The organism is Vibrio paracholerae (assembly GCF_037672085.1).
Taxonomy (GTDB): domain Bacteria; phylum Pseudomonadota; class Gammaproteobacteria; order Enterobacterales; family Vibrionaceae; genus Vibrio; species Vibrio cholerae.
Window position 1 is genome coordinate 672,266 of record NZ_JBBHLM010000001.1, and the last position, 23,160, is coordinate 695,425.

Below are 23,160 nucleotides of genomic sequence, written 5' to 3' on the forward strand. Positions count from 1 at the left end.
TTCGTTTATGGTCGTTTTGTGGATGTTATTGCGGATGATGTTATTGCGGATAGAGTTATGTGGCTGCTGATTATTGCTCTTTGTGTTGTTCAATTAATCACGATTGATCGCGGTCCGCGTTGGATGTTCTATCTTTCGAAACCCACGCCGATCCTGCTAATGGCATTGTCGATTGTGATAACCCCTAACCCATTATCTAATTTTGCGTGGTGGATCGTCGCAGGGCTAATACTATCAGCGCTTGGCGACATATTACTAATGCATCCAAAGGATAAATTTGTCTCTGGTTTGCTGGCTTTTCTGCTGGCCCATATAGCTTATACGCTCGGTTTTAGCACCACCATCACCACCTTTACTTGGTGGCCGCTCGCCATTTGGTCAGCACTGGGCGTAATCGCTTTTTTACTGCTACTGCCCAACCTTGGCAAAATGACTTTTCCAGTGGCGGGCTACATTGCCGTTATCGTATTCATGGCGTGCACCGCCACCGAGTACTGGCTAGGTTATAACAACAATGCCTCACGGCTTGCTCTCATGGGAGCGGCCATGTTTATACTTTCCGATCTGGTGTTAGCGATTGACCGATTTCGCTCTTCATCGCAATTCTCACGACATGTAGTCATGTTCACCTACTACAGCGCGCAGGTTTTACTGACCTTATCCGTCATCCCCTAACCACGGGCTTTAAACGCATCTTTCTCTAAGCCATGCTTTTTCATTCTCAGATAGAGCTTTTTACGCGGCACTTGTAGGTAGTTCGCAGCATCGGCTACGCGACCAGAAAACAGAAAAAGCGCATCTTCAATCACTTGCTTTTCGTAATCGTCCACCAGCTCATCCAATGGCGACAGCATCTCTTCTTGATTGTAGAGACGCTCTTTGCCCGCCAGTTTTACAATGCCAATCGCATACAACTCCGCCACATTACGCAGCTCGCGCACATTCCCCGGCCATTGGTGGGTGCGCAGAAGTCTTGGATGTCGCGAATGCGGTGATTGATGGTACTGACGCGATCATGCTTTCTGCGGAATCGGCTGCGGGACGCTACCCCGTTGAAGCAGTACAAGCCATGGTGCGTATCGCCCAAGGGGTTGAGCACGAAACTCACTGCGCGCAAAATTGTTGGGATGCGCTACAGCACCTTTGCAGCGATGCGGGTAAAAGCTTTGCTCTCTCTTCGATGATTTCAGCATCCAAAGTGAATAAAGATCTCGGTGTAGCGATTGTGACCGAGCAAGGTGAAACGCCACTGTTGATGTCACGCTGTCAAAGCCAAGCCACCATTTGGGCGGTGTCTGATAAACCTGCGCTACTGCGTAAGCTTGCTATTTTGCGTGGTGTCACACCGACCTACTTCCCACATTTAGATAAGCAAGGTGATATTGCGACTCAACTGATTCATTTACTGCGTAAACCCGCACAAGAGAAAAAAATCGCCTCGATTTTGGTCACTCAACTGGAATCGGTCGAAGGGGTTGGTCACATCAACGTGTGCCGACTACTGAATTTGGCGCAGCAGGAAGCCCTGTTCGCCTAACCCAATGAGCATCAAGTAGGAAGGGTAACATTCGAGACTCGGATTACGGATTCGTTATCTCTATCCGAATACAAACCCGTATTTCAAATAAAAGCGGTTGAATAAACTCGAAAATTTGGTTATCAAACCTCTAATCCAAAATCATTAGGAAATGAACCCATGAAAAAAACCACCCGCACTATGGCAGCGCACAAACACGTTGCTCTTGTGGCTCACGATAACTGCAAAGGTGAACTGCTGCGCTGGGTAACAGAGAACAAGGAAAAACTGCAACGCCATTTCCTGTATGCCACTGGCACTACGGGCCATATGCTCAGTAAAGAAACGGGACTGGCAATAAAAAGTATGATCAGCGGCCCAATGGGCGGTGATCAACAACTGGGCGCGTTAATTTCTGAAGGCAAAATTGATGTGCTGATTTTCTTTTGGGATCCACTCAATGCCGTTCCGCATGACCCCGATGTGAAAGCGCTGCTGCGTATCGCCAGTGTGTGGAATATTCCCGTCGCCACCAACCGCGCCAGTGCTAAGTTCTTGTTTTCATCTTCTTTGATGGAGCAGGAAGTGCAAATTGAAATTCCGGATTACCAAGCTTATCTCGCTGAACGCACCTAACACTTGGCACCTAGCACTTGGTCTAATCGCAACCATGGCTATGTCTTGAGATAGCCATGGTTATAGAGCCTGAGGTAGATCATTAACCGGCAAGCAACTGCTGAGAAGTGATCAACTGACACCCCGCCGTTTGCATCGCGTGCCACGCTGTCGCGCAATCGCCCGCATTCAGCTCCACACCTCGACACGCATCCTGAATGACCCAAGTTTTAAAGTAGAGGGAAACCGCATCCAGCGCGGTATATTTCACACAGTAGTCGGTCGCCAAACCTGCAATGTAAACCTCTGAAATTCCCTGATTACTCAAGTATTCGGCCAATCCGGTAGCATGGAAACGTTGGTTATCAAAAAAACCACTGTAGCTGTCCACATCAGGATGAGTACCTTTAGTGACAATATGCGTAATCCGCTGCACATCTAATCCTGCTATAAATTCTGCGCCATGGGTGTTTTGCACGCAGTGATCAGGCCACATCACTTGTGGAATGCCGTTAAGGTCAATCACTTCGCCTGGAGTTTTCCCCTGCACGGACGCAAAACTCGCGTGTTTGGCTGGGTGCCAATCTTTGGTGGCAATCACATGTTCAAAGAGCGGAAGCAATTGATTAATCACAGGGACGACCGCATCGCCATCCGGCACTGGCAGCGCACCACTGGGTGAAAAATCATTTTGGACATCAACTAACAGAAGTGCTTTGCTCATCGCCTCGTTTCCTTTATCGGGAGTGGGGTATGTGTATTTAATGGACCTTATTGGTTTTTACCCAAACTACTTGGCGTTGCAGCTTCAAGTAGGAAGGGTATAGGCCGCCACTTTACAAAACTCATTGCAGTGTGAAAAGGAAATCTTCCCATTTCTCCATACCCAAATGACTTGGCGCTGCGACTTGAGCTTGGGCACAGATTACCGATTTCATCGCTATACCCAAACTACTTGGAGTTGCAGGTAGGCGGCAAGTAAGTGAATCCCCATGAGCATAGGCAAACTATGTGATTGGGGTGAACGAGCGTAGCCAACACCGCTGCAGCTTCAGGTAGGAAGGGTATATCTTAACGCCGATTAACACTGCCGATGTTTCCGTTAAGAGTATATAATCACGCGCTTATTTCCACTGACTAACTGAGTTCTTTGCATGAAACACTCTCGTACTGGCTTCAGTCGCATTATTTACGCCACTGGATATTCGATGAAAGGCTTTGCCGCAGCATGGAAAAATGAAGCCGCGTTTCGTCAGGAAGTTACCTTAGCACTCCCTTTGATCGCGTTGAGTTTTTTTCTGCCTGTAAGCACGATTGAACAAGTGTTAATGGTGGGCAGTTTAGTGTTGATCTTGATTGCTGAATTACTCAACTCAGCGATTGAAGCTGTGGTCGATCGCATTGGTGCTGAACGTCACGAATTGAGCGGTCGTGCCAAGGATATTGGCTCCGCAGCCGTGTTTGTTGCCCTCTGTTTTGCCGCGTTTACATGGGGGATCATCTTATTCAATACCTATACCCAAACGACTTAGCGTTGCAGGATGGTGGGGAACGAACATAGCCCCCTGCTGCTTCAAGTGGGAAAGCTGCTTCAAGTGGGAAAGGAATCGCATTTGGCAAATTGAACAGATTGAACGGCACAGGTCCGACGATACGCTTTCGCCAGACCTCTTTCTCAATAAACGCTCTAACCAACAAGGCCGTCGCTTCACGTCGTAAGGAAATAACCTTGTTGGTTAAAATTTACTTCTGCTTCACGACAGGATAGTCATCATTCAACAGTTCTTGAACAAAGCTGGAGCCGTTGCCGTTATAAGTCACCCACACTTTCTCTTTGGCACGAGTCAACGCGACATAGAATAAGCGCCGCTCCTCCGCATACGGGAAATCATCCTTACTTTGGCTCAAAGCATCATCCAAATGTAAGGCTTTCACCCGAGCAGGGAATTGGCCATCATCGACCGCCAAAATAATCACATAATCCGCCTCTTTGCCTTTGCTGGCATGGCAAGTCATAAAATCGAGCTTGAGTGAGAGATAACGATTCTGCCAATCTTTCAGTAACTCAGGTTTATGGTAGTGATTACGACCAAGCAGCAGCACGGTTTTCAGCTTATTGGTGGAGCGATTGATTTCATCCAATATTTTTTCAACCGAATGGTTCGGTGCCAGCATGACCGCTTTTTGCTTCTGGGTTTTAAAGCTATTGAGCGTTTTGGGTAACTGATGCGGATTTTGCTGAATAAAGCGGTTAGCGACCGCACCAATCTGATCATTAAAACGATAAGTAGTATCGAGATGGTGTACTGTCGAATGCGCAAAACGTGACGCAAAACCGGTAGTCAAATCGACATCCGAACCCGCAAATTGGTAGATGGATTGCCAATCATCACCGACCGCAAACAGGTTACACTGGCCTTGGTTTTGCTCACACAGCGCTTGTAGCAAGCGTAATCGCTGCGGCGAGATGTCTTGATACTCATCGACCATAATAAATTTCCACGGCGAGCGGAATTTGCCTTTTTCGACATACTCGGTCGCTCTGGTGATCATGATGTTGAAATCAATCTGGTTTTGATCTTTAAGCATCTGCTGCCACGCTTGATAGCACGGCCAGCATAAGGAAAGCTCGCTGTTTAAGCGTGGATAATCATCGTGATCCACCAGCCGCTCTTGCAGCTCTTTTTTACTCAATCCCATTTGTGCCAATTGATCGAGCTGCTTCTCGAGCCATGCGATCAATTTCGGGTTTTCTACGTGGCTACCCAGCTCATCATCACCCGCCAGATACGCAATCGGCCATTTGGCGAGATGTTTTTGCCAACGTTTAAAATTAGTCGGGGTCATCCAGTGGCGCTTTAACCAATCAATACACCAAGCCTGCTTGAGTTTACTGTCATTCGCGAGTGGCGACATGATCACCGTTTTACCTTCCGCTCGGTTGATAATTCGCAGACCCAACTGATGGAAGGTATTGATGTGCAAGCGCTCGGCCTCCAAACCAATTTTATTTTTTAAGCGCTCGGCCATCTCTTGTGCCGCATCGCGTGCAAAAGCGACCAACAAAATTTGCTCTGGTTTCGCCAAATGGCTTTGCAATAAATAGGAAACGCGCGCAGTCAGTACGCTGGTTTTACCTGAACCTGCGCCCGCCAGCACTAAGTTGTGATCGTCATTCAGCAGCACAGCGTATTGCTGCGAGACGTTGAGCGGCGAAGATTCACACTGGGAAAACAAGACTGTCCAGTTCGCGCGTTCTATCTCTAACCAGGTTTTGTTACGTTCATACAGGGTTGCGGAGGTATCGAGCAACCAAGGCAGTAAGGTATCGAAAACCGTGGGAAGATGTTTTTGCGCTTCATGCAGCGTCATGTCCATCAGTTTTAAATCGGCATACACTTGCGCGACCCAAGCTTCAACGGAAGAGTGGGATAAAAAGGATGGCAGACGTTTTAGACGAGACAGCTCTTGCTGCCAACGCGGAAAATAGAGACTCAATTGCTCACATTGGCGATTGTGCCACGCTTGATAATGCGCCACTAATTGGTGCGCAAAATGGCGACACTCCGGCCAAGGGAGACCCTGCACCAGCCAACTGCGCTGCACGCCCTCTTCGGGATGAGCAAAAAACTGCAACGTTCCCCAAAACACGCCTCTGCGGATCTGCACTTCACCGTTCCAGACATGAAAGGGAATACGTTCTTCGCTAGTGAGCGAAGTTAACACCAACCACTCTTTCTCAAGCTGGACTTGGTAATATTCATTGGCAATAAAAAATTGTGCAGTCTTATTCGCATTCAGCTGCATTGGTAAAAAGCCCACTAACAAAGTTGTCGGCAATCATACCCCAAACTCCGCTACCGATGAAAAGATAATGTCAATATTCTTAACGGTTAACCTCTACAACGCATAGCCGACAAACAGAGATTTTCTTTATCTTGATCAGAATCTTATTGGTGTAATCTGCTAGACTTTCCCCTTTCTACACTGATGAATGTGCTGCGCTGTGCCGAAAATTAACCAATTGCGCCTGTATTGGGCAAATAAAACTGTTAACTACAGTGTCTTGATCTTACTGACTTTACTGGGTGTGGTGATCCCCGCTTGGTATTATCAGCTCAACACTTGGATCACCCCTTTGATTCTCGGGGTGATTGCCGCGGCACTCGCCGATCGAGATGACCGCTTTAGTGGTCGTTTAAAATCAATAGTAATGACATTGATCTGTTTTGCGATTGCCGCTTTCTCGATTGAGATTCTGTTTCAAACCCCGTGGCTGTTTGCGCTTGGTCTATTCACCTCAAGTTTTGGTTTTATCATGCTCGGCGCTATGGGGGCACGCTACGCCAGCATCGCGTTTGCTTCTCTACTGGTTGCCGTGTACACCATGCTCGGTGCCCATCAAAGCACGAATATCTGGTTTCAGCCGTTACTTTTGCTCAGTGGCAGCGCTTGGTACTATTTGATGTCGATGCTGTGGTACGCCTTTTGGCCAATGCAACCCGTACAACAAAACCTCGCCAACGTGTTTCTGCAACTGGCCAATTATTTAGAGGCGAAATCCACCCTTTTTCATCCTGTTTCCAACATGATCCCGCAGCCACACCGGATCATTGAGGCCAATCTTAACGCCTCGACAGTCAATGCTTTAAACCAATGCAAAGCGGTGTTTCTGACCCGCTCCAAACGGGGGCATGTGGACAGCGCCAGCGATCGCTTTTTAAACATCTATTTTCTGGCGCAAGACATTCACGAACGAGTGAGCTCCAGCCATTACCGTTACCAAGATCTGGCCGATCACTTTGGCCGCTCAGACATTCTGTTCCGCTTTAAATATTTATTGGAGACGCAAGCGAAAGCGTGCCGCGATATCGCTCAATCGATTCGTCTTGGACACAGTTACCAACACGACTCCGCTTCGATTGTCGCGCTGGATGAACTGCAGTTATCACTCAGCTATCTTCGCCAACAAGAGAGACGAGATTGGAAAAGTCTTTTGGGTCAATTAGGCTATTTATTCAATAACTTAGCGACCGTAGAAAAACAGCTCAATAACGTCAGTAACCCGGACGTGGCCAAACCCGAAGAAGGGGTACTGGATGACACCGAAGCGCACACCTTAGGCAGCATGTGGCAACGTATTCGCGCCAATCTCAATAAAGATTCGCTGTTATTTCGCCATGCGCTGCGCTTGTCCATCACGCTCACCTTGGGCTATGCGATCATCCAAGGGTTCGGCATTGAGCGCGGTTACTGGATTTTGCTCACCACCCTGTTTGTTTGCCAGCCAAACTACGCCGCAACCAAGCAAAAACTCACCGCGCGAATCATTGGCACCTTGGCCGGCTTGCTGATTGGCGTGCCTCTACTCACCTTCTTCCCATCACAAGAGAGTCAATTGGTGTTTATTGTCTTCTCCGGTGTGATGTTTTTTGCGTTTCGCCTCAACAACTACGGCTACGCGACCGGTTTTATCACCTTATTGGTGCTGTTTTGTTTCAATCAGTTAGGTGAAGGCTATGCGGTGGTATTACCAAGATTGGCCGATACCCTCATTGGCTGCGCCTTGGCGGTAGCGGCCGTGGTGCTCATTCTGCCGGACTGGCAATCGAAACGGCTGCATAAAGTGATGGCGGAAGCGATTGACGCCAATAAGCAGTACTTGGCGCAGATCATTGGTCAATATCGGATTGGTAAAAAAGACAGCTTGAGTTACCGGATTGCGCGGCGTCATGCCCACAACCAAGATGCCGCGCTTTCTGCCGCGGTCACCAATATGCTGGCGGAGCCGGGGCGTTATCGTGCGGCTGCTGATGAGAGTTTTCGTTTCCTGACCCTTAACCACGCGCTGCTCAGTTATATCTCGGCGCTTGGAGCGCATCGAACCCGACTGGATGATGAAACCGTGCATCAGTTGGTGCTCGATTCACATCGCGTGATCCATCAACATCTCGATTTGCTGCATCAACAGTTGTCCAACCACTGTGAAGAGTGTGATACCAGCGGTATTGATAGCTCAGGACTAGAGAAACGTCTTGCTGAGTGGCGTGAAGATGATGAAGGCTCGGCGCGCATGGTACTGCAACAGCTGCACTTGATTTATCGCATGCTGCCTGAGCTGCACACGCTCGCCAGCAAGTTTGCGGTCAAGGTCGATTCTCAATCCGACTGAACGCGCCATTCAGAACGCAGGGAACAATAAGGTAAACCGTGTTCCCTGCCCCACTTCTGAGGTCACCGAGATCTTACCTTGATGTTTTTCCACAATTCCAAACGCGATGGATAACCCAAGCCCAGTTCCAACCCCGACAGGTTTGGTGGTGACATAGTCGTTGTATTGCTGACCGGAGGTGTACACCCCTTCTGAGCTGGGTTTCAAATCTTCTAGCATCTGGTCCCAAAACAGCACACCAAAATTTTCAATCACCATATCGGAGAGAACGGTATAGATAATGCCTTGCATCTGGATTGCCTCAATTGCGCTTGTTTTCATTCAAGAGTTGTAGAGATAAGGAAAAGTCGCAAGACCGCCTCACCCAAAAGGCGTATTTGCTTGTTACCAAACGAGTTAATGCTGCACAGATACCTGTTGTAGCCAAGGCAGATATCACCAGTTTTTTTGATAACCTTGACACTTTTCGGACAAGAAACCAGCAGCTCAGCGCTAATTTTCGCTTATTGCAATGCGGCAACAGGGAGCAACACCATGAGCACCGATTGTCGAAGACGTCTCAACAAAGACCTCTATTTGTTAATACCGGAACACCCAATGAGCCCTCAACAATTTGAACGCTGGAAATCACAACTGAGCCAATTAAGCCCGCAGCAGTTGCGCGCTCTGCAAGGGGAAATCGATCGTTCGCTGCATCAAAATGAGAGTGCGTTGCTCACCGAAGAAGAGCGCGATGCGATTGCGCATCTGTTTTCCTAACTTGAGTAACTCAGGCGATACGACTAAACTTTAACCGTAACGATGAGGTAAGCGCGATGTCCGTATCAGCAGTTTCTAATGGTTCATCCATGGTCATGCACTCTTCCAAAATGATGGAGGATGCGGCGCGCGAGATCCAACAGGCGAGCTTACCCGTTGAATCCACCGTCGGAAAACCGATAGACCCCACGCTGCAACCTGCGCCTCCCGCACCTAAAAAGCAACATGCCAATCACATTGATGCGCTCAATAGCCTTAATCAAGCCTCGCACTACAGCCGAATTGGAACAAACCTGATCCAGCGTGACCAAGATATGCTCGGTACCATGTTGGATGTGCGTGTTTAAGCCAAACTGTAAGCTTTTTTATCCTCGCGTTGAAATTCACCTCGTTGGCTTTACAATGCCCAGCAAACTCAATACCAAGAACTGTTATGCCTAAGCTTGCTTTGCAACCTCTTTATTCGCCAGATGTGGCGACGCTAGCTCCCGATAGATTGATAGATCAGCTTGCTCCCCGATTTGATAGACCCAGTGTCCGCCTAACGCCAAGCCCGGCTCTTACCGAGCAACAAGTGATGAAGCGTTGGCAAAAACTCGCCGCGCCCGAAGCGCAAGCTCTACTTTTGGATGAGCAAACCGAGCGCACCATGCAGGCCTACCAAAAAAATATCGAGTATTTCATCGGCACAGTGAAATTGCCTGTCGGTATTGCTGGGCCACTGCGTATTAACGGCTCCCATGCACAAGGGGACTATTTGGTTCCGCTGGCCACCACAGAAGCGGCGTTAGTGGCGTCATACCATCGTGGTAGCCAACTCATCACTGCAGCAGGCGGCGCAAGTGCGCTACTGCTCAATGAAGGGGTGACTCGCACACCCGTGTTTGCCTTTCTTTCGCTGGCGCAAGCCGGGCAATTTGTCGGTTGGGTGACCAGCCAATTTGAGCAGATGAAAGAAATAGCGCAGTCCACCACCGCGCACGGCAAACTGAAAGATATTCAGGTCAATATCGAAGGGAATCACGTCTATCTGGTGTTTGAATACACCACAGGCGATGCCAGCGGTCAAAATATGGTGACGATCGCCACTCACGCTGTTTTTGAGTTCATCATGCGCCACTCACCGGTTGCGCCAGTGCAAGCCTTTCTTGATGGCAATCTCTCCGGTGACAAAAAAGCCAATAGTTATACACTGCGCAGCGTGCGCGGCAAAAAAGTCAGCGCAGAGGTGCATCTCTCTGCCGAGTTAGTCAAAAAGTATCTCCACACCACGCCAGAGCAGATGGTGCAATTTGGGCAAATGACGACAGTGGGCGGCGCACTGAGCGGCGCGATTGGTGTGAATGCTCATTACGCCAATGCCCTTGCCGCGCTTTATATTGCGTGTGGGCAAGATGCCGCGTGTGTAGCCGAATCCGCAATAGGGATGACGCGCATGGAGATCCACCCTCACGGCGGTTTATACGCCTGTGTCACCCTGCCTAATTTGATGGTCGGAACCGTTGGCGGCGGCACCCATCTCCCTAGCCAACACGCCTGTTTATCGCTGATGGGATTGGCCGGGCAAGGCCACGCACGAGCCTTAGCCGAAGTGGCCGCAGCACTCTGTTTAGCCGGTGAATTATCGATCGTCGGGGCATTTTGCGCGGGACATTTTTCCCGTGCGCACCATAAGCTCGCACGCTGAGCATTGAGCACATTGAGCACATTGAGCACATTGAGCACATTGAGCACATTGAGCACATTGAGCACATTGAGCGTATACCGTTACCTCAATTTGTACTGCGACTGTCCCCTTTCTGCTTGGTGTTGTAAGTAGAAAGGGGCTCAAAGAAAGGGGATAACCATCAGTTAGTTCGTTAAAATCACATCACGCTGCGCCACACTCACCCCTTTAATTTGGGCAAAGACTGGCATACCGACCTCTAGCGCGAGTTCGGCGTGAGCCCACTCCGTCACCACTGCCCACAAGTAGCAGTGTGGCGCGAGCTCCAACTTGAGCGAGACACTTTTTTTACTCGGCTGTTGGTGCTCAATCGCGACAATACGAGCCGGCAAAATATTGCGAATCGAGCTTGCGGTCGGTTTATCCAGCGTTATCGACACATCATTGGCGCGCACCTGCATACGCACGCTGCTGCCTACGTCCGCCTCCACTTGCTGCACCCAAAGCCACACCTCCTCCGCCAAGCGAACTTGCGTCAAACCATAGACTTGGTGATGTTTGGCTACGGTGGCAGAAAACAGTGTGCTTTGTTCACTGAATGATTGCCAAGGCCGCATCGCTTTGGATGACCAAACTTGCTCAATCGGCCCTGCGCTCAGTACCTTGCCCTGCTCCAACACCACCAGATGATCCGCAAGGCGTAAAATTTCCTGCATGCTGTGCGAGACATAGAGGATCGGCAGCCGAAAATGCTGCGCGAGGTTTTCTAAAAACGGCATCACCTCTTTTTTGCGCGGCATATCGAGCGAGGCCAGCGGCTCATCCATCAGCAGTAAATCGGGTTTTGACAGTAGCGCTCGCCCAATCGCCACGCGCTGCTTTTCGCCGCCGGAAAGATCGCGAGGATAACGCGCAAGGAGCGGCTCTAACGCCAATAGGCGGGTCACACTGGCAAAGTATTCAGGATCAGCGTGAGTCACCCCGTAATTCAGATTGCCGCGCACCGTATAGTGCGGAAACAGTCGCGCATCTTGAAACACATAGCCAATTTTGCGCTGCTCAACCGGCAATTGAATACCTTGTGATGAACTAAAGAGCGTGCGCCCGGCGAGGTGAATTTCGCCCACATCGGGCGTGGTTAACCCACTGATAAGGTTAATCAGGGAGGTTTTACCCGCCCCAGAGCGCCCAAAGATCGCGCAAATCCCGACGGCGGGTAAACGCAAATCCACGTCAAGTTGGGTTTCACCCAACCGCTTTTGCAGTTGCAGAATCACTTCACTCATGATGTTAACCCACTCATGACGTTAAACCTAAGCGGCGCTGCATACGCCGACTTAACCATTCGGAGATAAATAACGAGCCGAGCGCGATGGCAATCGAGATCGCACACAAGCGTGCCACTTCCATTTCTGAACCCGGCGTTTCTAAAAAGGTGAACATGGCAAGCGGGATGGTTTGGGTTTCACCGGGAATGTTGGAGACAAAACTGATGGTGGCACCGAACTCGCCAAGGCTACGCGCAAACGCGAGCATGACGCCCGTGAGTATTCCCGGCAAGGTTAATGGCAGCGTGATGGTAAAAAAGACCCGCATTGGCGAAGCGCCTAAAGTACGCGCCGCTTGCTCAAGTTTTTGATCGACACTTTCAAGGCTGAGACGAATCGAGCGCACCATCAAGGGCAGCGCAATCACCATGCACGCGAGCACCGCACCGCGCCAACTGAAGCTAAAACTGAGCCCAAACACCTGATAAAGCCACTGACCAATAAACCCCTGCCGCCCCATGCTGATCAGCAGTAAATAACCGATCACCACCGGCGGTAGCACCAAGGGCAAATGCACCAAGCTATCAATCAGTCCTTTGCCGATAAAAGAGGTGCGCGCCAGCACCCACGCCAGCACAATGCCTATCGGCAACAACCACAAGGTCGCATAGCCTGCCACTTTTAAACTCAGCGCCAGCGCCGCCCATTCGTAATCGGTAAGCCCCATCAATTACTCACTCACCGACTCAAAACCAAAACGTTGCAAGATTTGCTGCGCGGCGTCTGAGCGCAAATACGCCACCCATTCGGCGCTCGCCGCTTTATCATTCAATTGCGCCAATGGATAGCGGATCGGCAGGTGAGACTGCGCTGAAAATGCCGTCACGATCGTTACTTTATCGCTGAGCATCGCATCGGTTTTGTACACGATGCCAAGCGGCGATTCACCACGCTCGACCAACGCCAGCGCCAAACGCACGTTATTGGTTTGCGCAAGGCGTGATTCCAGCTCAGGCCACACCCCCGCATGTTGCAGCGCTTGCTTGGCATACATGCCCGCAGGCACCGCATCCACTTGCGCTACCGCGAAGCGAGAATCGGCCAAGGCCGCTTGCCAAGCCGCGGCATCTTGCAGCTCAAAACTTGCCACCGGCTGCGCAGTCGGGCGAATCAGCACCAAACTATTCGCCGCCAACGTCACCACCTTGTTCGGTTTCACTAAGCCTTTCTCGACTAAGTAATCCGCCCACTCTTCATTGGCGGAAATAAACAGATCCGCAGGTGCGCCCGCTTCAATTTGACGCGCCAGCGAAGAAGAGCCGCCGTATACCGTCACCAGCTTCACATCATGCTGCTGCGAGTAGTCGGCCACTAACGCATTGACGGCATTGGTCATCGATGAGGCCGCGTAAATGTGCAGTGTCTCTTTCGCGCTCGCCAGCGGCGCGTTAAGCGCCAGACACAGCAGGAGCAGAATTCGTGTCAACATGGGCATGTTCCTTATAAGTCAGGCCACAAAAGCGTGAGGTTGAGGTGCTGTTCAATCGCATCCGCAATACGGTCAATCGCCCGCTCCTGCGCCGCTCGGTGATCATACGCTTCAATCTCTTTTGCGCCAGCCCATTGGCAAATGCGCAACGCCGTTTCAGGGCGGTCAAAAATACCATGTAAATAGGTGCCAAAGCCTTGATTACAGTCACTGACTAACCCATCCAAGCTGCCATCACTGAGTATAATCGGGCTTTTTTGATCGGCTGCCCAACTTGAGCGCCCCGCATGAATCTCATAACCTTGCGCGGCCACGGTTTGGCCATCTAAGGTCAAATGACCTTGCACGTTAGTGAGGCGCTTTTCGGCGGTCAGTTCGGTTTGCATCGCAAACAACCCCAGACCTTCGCTGCTGCCAGCCTCACCTTCAATACCAAGCGGATCATGTACCCATTCTCCAAGCATTTGAAAACCGCCACAAATGCCCATCACTTTGCCGCCCAAGCGCAAGTGACGGAGGATCTCTTTATCCCAACCTTGTGAGCGTAAATAAGCCAGATCAGCACGGGTGGATTTACTTCCGGGGAGGATGATTAAATCTGCGCCCGACAGTGACTCGCCCTGCCCAACATAACGAAAATCGATATTGGGATTGAGCCGCAGCGGATCAAAATCGGTGTGATTGCTGATGCGCGTAAACACGGGAACCGCCACACGCAATTGGCGATCCGCCGACAGGTTTTGCTGCGCGGCAATCGCATCCTCGGCTTCCAGATCAAAACCATGCAGATAAGGCAACACACCAATCACAGGTTTACCGGTTTTCTGCTCCAACCAATCAAGCCCCGATTGCAGCAAGCCAATGTCGCCGCGAAAGCGGTTAATCACAAAGCCTTTTACCCGCGCTTGCTCAGACTCAGAAAGCAGCGCCAAGGTGCCGTATAAATGGGCAAACACGCCGCCGCGATCTATATCCGCTACGATGATCACCGGTACATCGGCTTTTTCGGCAAAGCCCATATTGGCGATGTCATTCTCACGTAAGTTGATTTCCGCAGGGCTGCCCGCCCCCTCAATCATGATGGCTTCATACTCTTGTTGCAGGCGCTGGAAGGAATCCATCACTGTATCCATCGCGACTTTTTTGTAGTCGTGATAAGCGTTGGCTTCCATGTTGGATAAGGCGCGGCCTTGCAAAATCACTTGCGCGCCCGTATCTGAATTGGGTTTCAACAGCACCGGATTCATGTGTACGCTCGGCGCAATACCACAGGCTTGCGCTTGTACCGCTTGCGCGCGGCCTATCTCGCCCCCGTCAGGCGTTACCGCGCTGTTGAGCGCCATGTTCTGAGGTTTGAAAGGGCAAACTTGAATGCCGCGGCGCGCCAATACTCGGCACAAACCGGCAACCAATACGCTTTTTCCCGCATCTGAGGTGGTGCCTTGCACCATTAACCATTTTTTCATGCAATCACTTAATGATGGATTGGAGTGCGCCAGTGTCGCACACTCCGCAACCACGTTAACCAGAGGGGCAACCTCGCCCCTCGAAAACCAAGAGGCGTTAGCATACCTCAATACGGTCAGCGTCTGGTACTTTGCTGTTTTTAATGGGAAAGCGTTTTATACAGGTTTCGTTGCCCCTCCCCCTTCTAGGGGGAGGATGGGTGGGGGTATTTCGCACCAAATGAGTTAAATAGTGAAAAATAAATACTTCCGCGAAACTCAAATATTACTCGCCCCTCCCCCTTCTATGGGGAGGTTGGGTGGGGGTATTTCGCGCCAGATGAGTTAAATAGTTGAAAATAAACACTTCAACAAAACTCAAATATCGCTCGCCCCTCCCACTTATAGGGGGAAGTGGGGAGGGGGTATTTCACGCCAGATGAGTTAAACGTGGAAAATAAATACTTCAACAAAACTCAAATATCACTCGCCCCTCCCCCTTATAGGGGGAGGTTGGGTGGGGGTATTTCGCACCAGATGAGTTAAACGTGGAAAATAAATACTTCAACAAAACTCAAATATCACTCGCCCCTCCCCCTTATAGGGGGAGGTTGGGTGGGGGTATTTCGCACCAGATGAGTTAAACGTGGAAAATAAATACTTCAACAAAACTCAAATGTTTCACGCTCCTCCCCCTTCTAGGGGGAGGTTGGGAGGGGGTATTTCGAGCCAGAGGAGTTAAACGTGGAAAATACAAACTTCAGCGAAAACTAAAATACCCAACCCTAACCCTCCCCTAAAAGGGGAGGGAACTGGATTACTGGTCGCTTGGAGTTTATTGCTGATTTTGGGATAACACCTTTATGGACAAAAGCGTGTCAGTGATTTTGCTAAATTAGCTATTCACGAATTAGCACAAGCATGGTTAATCTAACATTCTCGAGTACAGAATGTTATTTAAAATACCCCTATAACAACGGCTATGACACACCAACATTACGACCATTAACTATTGTACTCGTTAATTTATCGGGACATTATAGAGACGCTACATTCGTAAAATGATCTAATAATCCTTCCATCGATTTCTAATTTCAGCAAATTCTTTTTGTGAATGACAATTCTCTTCCCACAAGCGAAGAACAGGTGGAACATCTTTTCCATTTGAAACATAATAAAGATTGAGGTCACTTGCTAGCTTTGCAGACCAACTCCTTAATGCCAAACGCTCTTCAAAATCTAGTAGGTCAAATCCAGATAAAACCTTGCCAAGAGCGCTCAAAACAGTATTTTCAAACTGAGAATAAAGATAAGTGCGTTTTTCATAAATAATGTTAATTACAACCTGAAATGCATTCGATAAATACTGTCCCCTTGAGTACTTTATAAATGTAGAAAGAACATCTATGCATTTAGAATCGAGCTTGTCATCTTTACATAACAATTGGTTTAAAGCACTCAATGCATCAATAACTTGTTGTTCTTCAAAACTTGATAGTGACTCTTCTACTTCATTTATAAATTGCACCCTATCAAATGGAAGATAATTCATCGCAACAGCCTTTAAACGTAAATAATCTAGTCCTTTCACCTTAAATTCACTAATCATTTGTTGAAGCGAGTGCTGATATTCAACAAGTTCATTTTGAATGATCACTACGTCTAAAGATTCAACAAACAATGAGAATCTTTTTCTCATTTCTATAATGATTTCGCTATCAGTAGAATATTTTTCAAAAATAGCTTTATCAGCTTTCCACCACTCTATTAACTTTTGAGCATACTGATGGAGTTCCTCATTGCTAAATTTTATGTTCTTGCTGCATATGATCAGCTCTTTTGTGAATAGATCAGCTCTTCCAGAAATACTAAATGAATTGGGATTATCAGTATTCGCTTGAACTAAAGGTGACAAATCAAGCAAGTACTTTCGGATATTTTTTTCTATTTCAATGTTACCTAAATAAATCCTGAGGTACGCAGATTTGTAGTAGTTCGTATTTTGAGGTAGCCCATATTGATCTTTATCTGAAAGCAGTTTCGATAAAAAGCTCCTAATCTGGTTTTTATTCAAAAGCCCTAAGTCATTCAAAGTAAACAATGTTCTACTAGCACCTCGTCTAGCTTCATTATTTCCAGAGTCAAGCGCTGACAATAAAGCTTTTACCATGTCATTAGAGACTGTCACGTCATGATTTTTTGATATTATATTTAAGGAGGACAATCCAAGAAAAAAGTCAAATGGATTAGGGTAATCAAAAGAGGACAACTCGCTTACATCGTCTGAAATAGCATGATATGCAATTTTAGTTATTTTACCTATTCGATTAAAAATCTCGTTATCACTGAACGATACAATTAGCCTCTGTACTAGCTTGTCTACGCTTTGTAGCTTATTACGAGGCTTCTTAATGCGATAGATTTGCAATAATAAATCTACTATCTCATCCTTAACAGCTAGTGTTGCTCTACAACAAAGTCGTGAAAGAACTTCAGGTAATATAAGCCCATATTCATATAGGCTATTTTCATCATTCAAGTATGCACTCAACAATTCAATATATCTTTTTGCAAGACTATCGATAAAACCAGATTCAAATTGAGATAAACTTTCTCGGGTAAATATTAACTCTGAGCTCTCTTTGTTACGAGTTCGAAGCATTGTTGTCATCGACCAATATGGAGCAATTCTAGATATTCTCTCTATCGCATTATTTGCTCCATTAACACCGATATTTATGTAGGGAAGGCTGAAAGGTAAAGATGTATCCTCAAAGAACCTCAACAGCCGAAATGCATTTAAAGCCTCTTTATTCTCATTAGAATAAAATCGTGTCGTTTTTCGGCTACCAATATCAAAGCCATGTGTAATAGCAACAGGTTTAAAAGGTGTAGGGTTGTGTTTTATTTCTAATTCTAAGAGTTGTATCTCTTGAAGAGGATTACATTGAAACTGTCTCAACTCTTCCAATCTTTCTAAATACTCAGGTTTCGGTTTTGGAGTCCAATTTCTCGCCCTAATGGATATTGCATGATTTACATTATTTAATAATACCAATATATACGATTCTAGAGATACATTTGCATAGTCAACTATAATTGTGCCTGCATTTATCTTACGTCTGGTTTTTATAAGGGCTTGCTCTAATGTATCTTGCGCATCAGTAAGCTTATTTATTTCAGCCAAAATGCTTGCTTTACGATACATCCATATTGCTGATGAATTTCCGGCTCCCCAAGTGGACAGCAGATCCGTCAGTTCAACACTTTTGTTATCTACCAGCAAAAATAAAGCTCTCTCATAAGTTAGGTAGTCTCTATCGCGTTGACCTGAATAATGAGCTTCAAGTTGGTTGAATAGTGAATGCCACTCATCACTTTTGCCTTCCTCTCTGTAGTACCTTAAAAGGGCCAGTGCAATGTAGAGAGCATCCCCATCAAAAGTACTATCGCCTGAAAACTCCGAACTTATAGCTTGCCAAATCGATTCCACTTCATTATCAAAAATTGGTAACAGCGATTTTTCTTTACGCCATAAAAACTCGTAGATAAAACTTTTGAGCAGAGGAATAGATATGGGTGGATTCTGAACAAGAACAGAAGACCAATCTCTAGTGTAGATCCATAATTTGCGTCTCAGTTCATTTGGTGCAACTAGCCAATTAGGATAAGAAAGCCTTTCATTTTCCCACAACGATAAGAGTTGCGAGATTTCTTCCTCAGCTTCATTTTCTTGAGGTGGATTGGTAGAGCTAAAACGAGAGTGGGTCAACTCGTTGCTAAGTTTCCAACCCTTCTGTGTTTCAGCTTCCTTCCTTTGTTCGCAGTAGTCAATGAACGCAGCAATTCCCGCTTGATGATCCTTTTCTCCAACACTTTCACAGACTGACATATCAACACACGTAATGTTGTACTGTGCTAGTGCTTTCTCCTGAGATGTTGATAAATTTAATACACCTATCAAATAGATTTTTGGAGCATTCTGAGTACCTAAATTATCTCGAATCCAACCGATCCATTTTAAGAAATTTGGGTCATCACCGGAGAAACCTATCAAACATAGAGTATTTTCTAGTAATGTTTGCTGTACAGTATTAACAAATGGAGCATATTTTTGAGGATAAGTCCTATAATCTTCTTCGCTAATGATTAGAGGCGTTGATGCAGAAAAACAGCCATGAAGCTTTACAATTCTTGGTGGTGTTGAATGAACCAAATTATCCTTATGGACTACTACTTTATAGTTGCGTTCATTTACGGATTCAGCAGCTCGCTCTAATAGGGTGTCATAATTCGTAGTAAACACATCCGTCCAAGGTAGGCTCAATAATGACTGGTGCAATTCTGACGGCTTATAATCACTGTCTGGTATATTGTTTCGCAAGATGTTGTCTAAAACTGGGCGGCCAAAATTTGATTCGACTTCATATGCTAACTTGAGTGGGTCAAAGAAATTATATTTTGAATGAGCTATCTTTTCCCCTCGTACTTTCTCGTAAAAAACATTCCCTAAATCTTGCCAACTTGGAAAGTGTTTTGCATTTTCAAACATCGCTTTCGCGTTCATGCTAAAGCCAGCACCTATCATTATCGATGCATTTTTGCTCCAAAGACATTGAGCTATCTCATCTAAATATGGCTGAATCGAGGTAGGGATATTTTTCATAAGCTCCATTTTGTTACCACTCAAACTGAGTTATTGCAGCATTCATTTAGCTACAGCATAGAAATCAGGGGGGATTAACCACTGAATCAGTAGATACATGCGTGCTACATTGATAGTCAACCAAACACATATAGATGCATTAGAGAAATTTGGTCAAATACAGATGAGGAGGTTCTGATTGCGTAATAAATCTGAATGGAAACGGGGCATTTCCGTTTTGCATACCCCTGCCACACCTTTCAAACCCCAACCCATCACCCTCAACAATGCCTCACCTGCAACTAATACATACCACAATTACATATGAATACAGTTGCTATTCACGTTTTATACACGACAGGGTTGAGCGCCGCAAGTATTCAGTCTAAGGTTTGTGCTGAACGACAGGTTCAACTTAACACCTTTGCTTGCACACTTTCAGCCGCCCTTCGGGGCGGCTTTTTCGTTTTGGCTTTGTTGGGCTGGTTGTGACTATTTTTTGAGGAGAGCAATGCACTCTTCATAGTGCGGAGTGGTGTGAATATCCCATAACTGTTTGGCGGCGTAGTGAGCAAAATCGTTATTGGCGGGTAAGATTTTTTGGCGGGCGTGTTTGGTTTTTAGATATATCGCTTGCAGTTCTTTCTGCTGCTCACCAGTGATATGGCGAGAATTGGCGCACATATCGGCCAATCCTTCGTAAGCGTAGGCATTCACTTCCGCCATGTTAATTTTGGCGAAGGCGATCATAGGAAAAAACAAGATAACACCTATCAGCACCTTATATTGAGTTCGCATCTCTTCCCCCCACGCACAATGACATTTCTATCTCTAGTATAGATGGCGACTGAGATTGAGAGCGAAGTGTTGGATAAATCCTGCCCTAAAAAATGAACCGAATATTAATCGTTGCCTCAGTATTGGTTCAAATCCGATAGCGTTTAATAGGCACATCAAGACAACAAACAGTCTCCTTCGAGATACATTGATGAAAAAAGGAAAAACCATGAAACGTACTATTATCGCTCTGACTTCTGCTCTGATTCTGGCACCCACTTTGGTTATCGCGGCGGATAACGCGCAACACATTAAATTTATTGGCGACAACCAAACTCAAGCAGGCGTTCAGTTCCAAGGCCCTGTAGAAGTGGTGAAGGTGCAATCGCTGCTGGATTCATCCAACCCATTTATGGAGAAGAAAGTCGTGGTGGAAGGCAATTTGGTTCGCCAACTGCGCAAAGACACCTTTATGTTCTCTGATGGCAGCAACGAAATTCAGGTGGAGCTGGATGATGATATTCACCTGAACGCAACGCTCACGCCAGAAACCAAAGTGCGCCTGTTTGGGGAATTTGAAAACGGCCGCACGCCTGAGATTGAAGTGGATCATATCGAGCTGCTGTAATCGCTGCGCAAGAGGCTGTAAATAATTCTGTAACACAGCGATGTTTTCGGACATCGCTGTACTTTTTTCTCCAAGGTTGACTTACCCGATTTCGCTCCGCTTTTTATATTTTGGCTGGTGCGCCTTTCTCTCCTTCAATTTTTTGACGAAAAAGCCTTCAAAAAGCAAGGTATTGAAATAAATGGCCTGTAATTTGCTTCTTGTTACGGTATCTTTGCCACCTATTTGATTGCTTGCGGACAACGTCATTATGCTGAAAAAAACGCACCTGAGCCTGCTGCTGGGTCTTACTCTTGCCACTCCTGCCCTTGCCAATAACTTTAACTACAATTTTCTTGAGTTCAGAACCGCAATGAACCCTGAATCTGGCGGTGTGGAATTGAGCACCTACTTTACCGATAACTCGCACTTTATTGCTCGTATTGACTCTCAATTGGATAGTGATTGGGATATCGCAGGCGGCATCGGTTTTAATGGCCCGATTAATCAATTTGCCGATGTGTATGGGCAGATGTTGGTACACAACATTCGTATGCCTAAAGAATTGGGCGGCGAGAAGGATACTCAACTGGAATTCAACCTTGGCGCTCGTGCGTGGCTCACCAATCAGGTGGAAGGACATTTAAGACTTGGCCGTTTAGATGACCATTCGGTATTTATCGCTGGAGTGCGTTTTCACTCAACCGATCAACTTTCGCTAAGCGCTGAAGCGCGTAATGCGGGTGTGTGGGGACCACAAGTCGGTATGGGCGTTCGCTTCCAGTTTTAAGCTTTCTGTTTGAGCTCCCAGCTTAACGTTCCCGTTTAAGCAAGGCTATACCAACCTTTAGAGGTGCCGCCTGCACCTCTTTATCCTATCTCTCTGGTGTTTTCGAAGTTTGCAGCCCTTTCGACTTCAATTTGCCGCCTAACTGCCTTTGGAGATACTCAATTCCGACCAAGAGTGATAAAAAATCACTTCCGAATTGAGCAGACGCCACTCACTAAAAATCACAGAATAAATTTCAGTTTTATAAAATCAATAATAACAATGCACACACCGAATAAAACTTACCATTTATTAACCTGGCACGCTTTTCATTACACAGACGCAATATTGAGAGTAGATCTGACTCATGCATTATTGAATGGAATTTAAAATGAATAGCGTTGACTTAAAACCTAAATCCATCCGATTAACCAGCCATTGTTCAAGCCATCAATCCAACCTACTGGCTGTGCATCAACCCGTTGTCTGTCAGTCTTTTGGTGGATGCCTTGGTTGTCATATTCATACCCTCTCTGGCTATGGTCGATGCGCTTCTTCTCAAATTCACGCCAATGTAGATCAGTTCTGTTTACGGTTGCTGACGGTAATTCAAGGCGATCAACTGACTTGGTATAGTCAAGAGTGCGACCCTATGAATTTGCATCAAGGTAAAAGCGTACTGATCTTTTCTGCGAATGTATTTGACGATGTGTTCATCAGTGAAACAGGCAGTTATGTCGAAATCGCCGATATTCGTTTTGAATGCCAATTTTTGGCCTCTATTTATCAACAAATGGGTGACAGCTTACGTGCCAATGGAATTAATCCTTTGACGGAAAAGCGTCGCTTTGTGTTTGATACTCGAGTTGAAATGCAAAAATTCATTAGCCAGCTGCAGGTTGGATTAAGCAAGCAGTGCGGTACTGAGAATCTGTATGCGGTATCTCAAGCTTATCAATGCTTGGCTAAGCTGCTCAGCAAACTCGATAGCATACAATGTGATAAAAAATGCCATGATTCGAGTTCGATTTCCAACCGAACGTTGAACCGTATACGCCAAGCACACGCCATGATGGCCTCAGAGCCTGAAAAAAATTGGAGTATCGGCGAGCTGTGTCGGCAGGTGGGCACTAATGAAACCAGTTTTAAACGTGGCTTTAAACTGCTTTTCAATACGACCTTTTCTAAGCTTCTTCAGCATACGCGCATGAAAATTGCGGCCGAAGTATTACGCCACAGCGATCAACCGATTATCGATATTGCTTACCAAGTGGGGTACACCAGTCCTTCGCATTTCAGTAAGCTGTTTAAACAACATTTTGGGGTCAATCCTCTGCAATACAGAAAAAATGGCCAGACCACATAATGCACAGGTTGCATTATGTATAAGCGGTAATGTGTATTGGTTTTGTTGAATATGTTTTTTTGTTGA

The 23,160-nt window shown here is 46.9% G+C and carries 19 protein-coding genes and 2 pseudogenes; 11 read left to right on the forward strand and 10 right to left on the reverse strand.

Features of this window, described 5'->3' with window-relative positions; all coding sequences use genetic code 11:
• Window positions 1-57: 57 nt before the first annotated feature.
• Window positions 58-675 carry a lysoplasmalogenase gene (locus tag R4537_RS03455; RefSeq protein ID WP_071178863.1) on the forward strand — a complete coding sequence of 206 codons (618 nt, stop codon included), beginning with the start codon at window positions 58-60 and terminating at the stop codon, window positions 673-675.
• Here the strand turns inward: R4537_RS03455 and R4537_RS03460 are convergent.
• Window positions 672-971 (reverse strand): annotated as a pseudogene (locus R4537_RS03460) (helix-turn-helix domain-containing protein); the annotation flags it as partial. The gene R4537_RS03455 and the pseudogene R4537_RS03460 overlap by 4 nt on opposite strands.
• Here R4537_RS03460 and R4537_RS03465 point away from each other — a divergent pair.
• Window positions 965-1,537: pseudogene (locus tag R4537_RS03465) on the forward strand (pyruvate kinase); the annotation flags it as partial. The pseudogenes R4537_RS03460 and R4537_RS03465 sit on opposite strands and share 7 nt — an antisense overlap.
• A gap of 159 nt (window positions 1,538-1,696) precedes the next feature.
• Complete coding sequence (locus tag R4537_RS03470) at window positions 1,697-2,152, forward strand: methylglyoxal synthase (protein WP_000754102.1); 456 nt, start codon at window positions 1,697-1,699, stop codon at window positions 2,150-2,152.
• Between the two features lie 82 nt (window positions 2,153-2,234).
• Here the strand turns inward: R4537_RS03470 and pncA are convergent, their stop codons facing one another.
• Window positions 2,235-2,855: a bifunctional nicotinamidase/pyrazinamidase gene (pncA, locus tag R4537_RS03475; protein WP_000030362.1), complete on the reverse strand. Its 621-nt coding sequence runs from the start codon at window positions 2,853-2,855 to the stop codon at window positions 2,235-2,237.
• A 430-nt stretch (window positions 2,856-3,285) separates the two neighbouring features.
• Here pncA and R4537_RS03480 point away from each other — a divergent pair, with 430 nt between their 5' ends.
• Window positions 3,286-3,663: a diacylglycerol kinase gene (locus R4537_RS03480; protein ID WP_027694617.1), complete on the forward strand. Its 378-nt coding sequence runs from the start codon at window positions 3,286-3,288 to the stop codon at window positions 3,661-3,663.
• A 211-nt stretch (window positions 3,664-3,874) separates the two neighbouring features.
• On the opposite strand, the gene helD is transcribed toward R4537_RS03480, so the two are convergent.
• Entirely contained in the window at window positions 3,875-5,938 is a 2,064-nt protein-coding gene (gene helD / locus R4537_RS03485; protein ID WP_071178773.1) for a DNA helicase IV, read from the reverse strand.
• 199 nt (window positions 5,939-6,137) lie between these two features.
• Here helD and yccS point away from each other — a divergent pair, with 199 nt between their 5' ends.
• Window positions 6,138-8,303, forward strand: a complete 2,166-nt coding sequence (yccS, locus tag R4537_RS03490) for a YccS family putative transporter (RefSeq protein WP_001124250.1) — start codon at window positions 6,138-6,140, stop codon at window positions 8,301-8,303.
• 9 nt (window positions 8,304-8,312) lie between these two features.
• On the opposite strand, the gene R4537_RS03495 is transcribed toward yccS, so the two are convergent.
• Window positions 8,313-8,624, reverse strand: coding sequence for an ATP-binding protein (locus R4537_RS03495; protein ID WP_080483399.1), 312 nt, complete (start codon window positions 8,622-8,624; stop codon window positions 8,313-8,315).
• Window positions 8,625-8,900: 276 nt separating this feature from the next.
• Here R4537_RS03495 and R4537_RS03500 point away from each other — a divergent pair, with 276 nt between their 5' ends.
• From R4537_RS03500 to R4537_RS03510, 3 genes are all read left to right on the forward strand, one after another.
• Complete coding sequence (locus R4537_RS03500) at window positions 8,901-9,062, forward strand: hypothetical protein (RefSeq protein ID WP_071178775.1); 162 nt, start codon at window positions 8,901-8,903, stop codon at window positions 9,060-9,062.
• Between the two features lie 56 nt (window positions 9,063-9,118).
• Window positions 9,119-9,409: a hypothetical protein gene (locus tag R4537_RS03505; RefSeq protein ID WP_032471978.1), complete on the forward strand. Its 291-nt coding sequence runs from the start codon at window positions 9,119-9,121 to the stop codon at window positions 9,407-9,409.
• An 86-nt stretch (window positions 9,410-9,495) separates the two neighbouring features.
• Window positions 9,496-10,749 (forward strand): hydroxymethylglutaryl-CoA reductase, encoded by a 1,254-nt coding sequence (locus R4537_RS03510; RefSeq protein ID WP_071178776.1) that lies wholly within the window; start codon window positions 9,496-9,498, stop codon window positions 10,747-10,749.
• A gap of 164 nt (window positions 10,750-10,913) precedes the next feature.
• Here the strand turns inward: R4537_RS03510 and modC are convergent, their stop codons facing one another.
• The 6 genes from modC to R4537_RS03540 form a co-directional block, all read right to left on the reverse strand.
• A complete protein-coding gene (gene modC / locus R4537_RS03515; protein WP_071178777.1) occupies window positions 10,914-12,014 on the reverse strand; it encodes a molybdenum ABC transporter ATP-binding protein ModC in 1,101 nt (366 codons plus the stop codon).
• 13 nt (window positions 12,015-12,027) lie between these two features.
• A complete protein-coding gene (modB, locus tag R4537_RS03520) occupies window positions 12,028-12,723 on the reverse strand; it encodes a molybdate ABC transporter permease subunit (RefSeq protein ID WP_057644583.1) in 696 nt (231 codons plus the stop codon).
• A gap of 3 nt (window positions 12,724-12,726) precedes the next feature.
• On the reverse strand, window positions 12,727-13,485 hold the full coding sequence (gene modA / locus R4537_RS03525; RefSeq protein ID WP_071178778.1) for a molybdate ABC transporter substrate-binding protein: 759 nt from the start codon (window positions 13,483-13,485) through the stop codon (window positions 12,727-12,729).
• An 11-nt stretch (window positions 13,486-13,496) separates the two neighbouring features.
• Window positions 13,497-14,951, reverse strand: a complete 1,455-nt coding sequence (locus R4537_RS03530; RefSeq protein WP_000759054.1) for a cobyric acid synthase — start codon at window positions 14,949-14,951, stop codon at window positions 13,497-13,499.
• A 1,045-nt stretch (window positions 14,952-15,996) separates the two neighbouring features.
• The gene (gene dsr2 / locus R4537_RS03535; protein ID WP_217631773.1) at window positions 15,997-19,596 is read right to left on the reverse strand and encodes an anti-phage defense-associated sirtuin Dsr2; all 3,600 of its coding nucleotides are present in this window, start codon (window positions 19,594-19,596) and stop codon (window positions 15,997-15,999) included.
• 471 nt (window positions 19,597-20,067) lie between these two features.
• On the reverse strand, window positions 20,068-20,325 hold the full coding sequence (locus R4537_RS03540) for a hypothetical protein (protein ID WP_175463850.1): 258 nt from the start codon (window positions 20,323-20,325) through the stop codon (window positions 20,068-20,070).
• 256 nt (window positions 20,326-20,581) lie between these two features.
• On the opposite strand from R4537_RS03540, the gene R4537_RS03545 reads away from it, so the two are divergent.
• The 3 genes from R4537_RS03545 to R4537_RS03555 all read left to right on the forward strand — a co-directional run bounded on the left by R4537_RS03545 (window position 20,582) and on the right by R4537_RS03555 (window position 23,094).
• Window positions 20,582-20,980 carry a YgiW/YdeI family stress tolerance OB fold protein gene (locus tag R4537_RS03545; RefSeq protein WP_000831416.1) on the forward strand — a complete coding sequence of 133 codons (399 nt, stop codon included), beginning with the start codon at window positions 20,582-20,584 and terminating at the stop codon, window positions 20,978-20,980.
• A gap of 250 nt (window positions 20,981-21,230) precedes the next feature.
• Window positions 21,231-21,749, forward strand: coding sequence for a hypothetical protein (locus R4537_RS03550; RefSeq protein WP_000914963.1), 519 nt, complete (start codon window positions 21,231-21,233; stop codon window positions 21,747-21,749).
• Window positions 21,750-22,119: 370 nt separating this feature from the next.
• A complete protein-coding gene (locus tag R4537_RS03555; RefSeq protein WP_001089506.1) occupies window positions 22,120-23,094 on the forward strand; it encodes a helix-turn-helix transcriptional regulator in 975 nt (324 codons plus the stop codon).
• The last annotated feature ends 66 nt before the right edge of the window (window positions 23,095-23,160 follow it).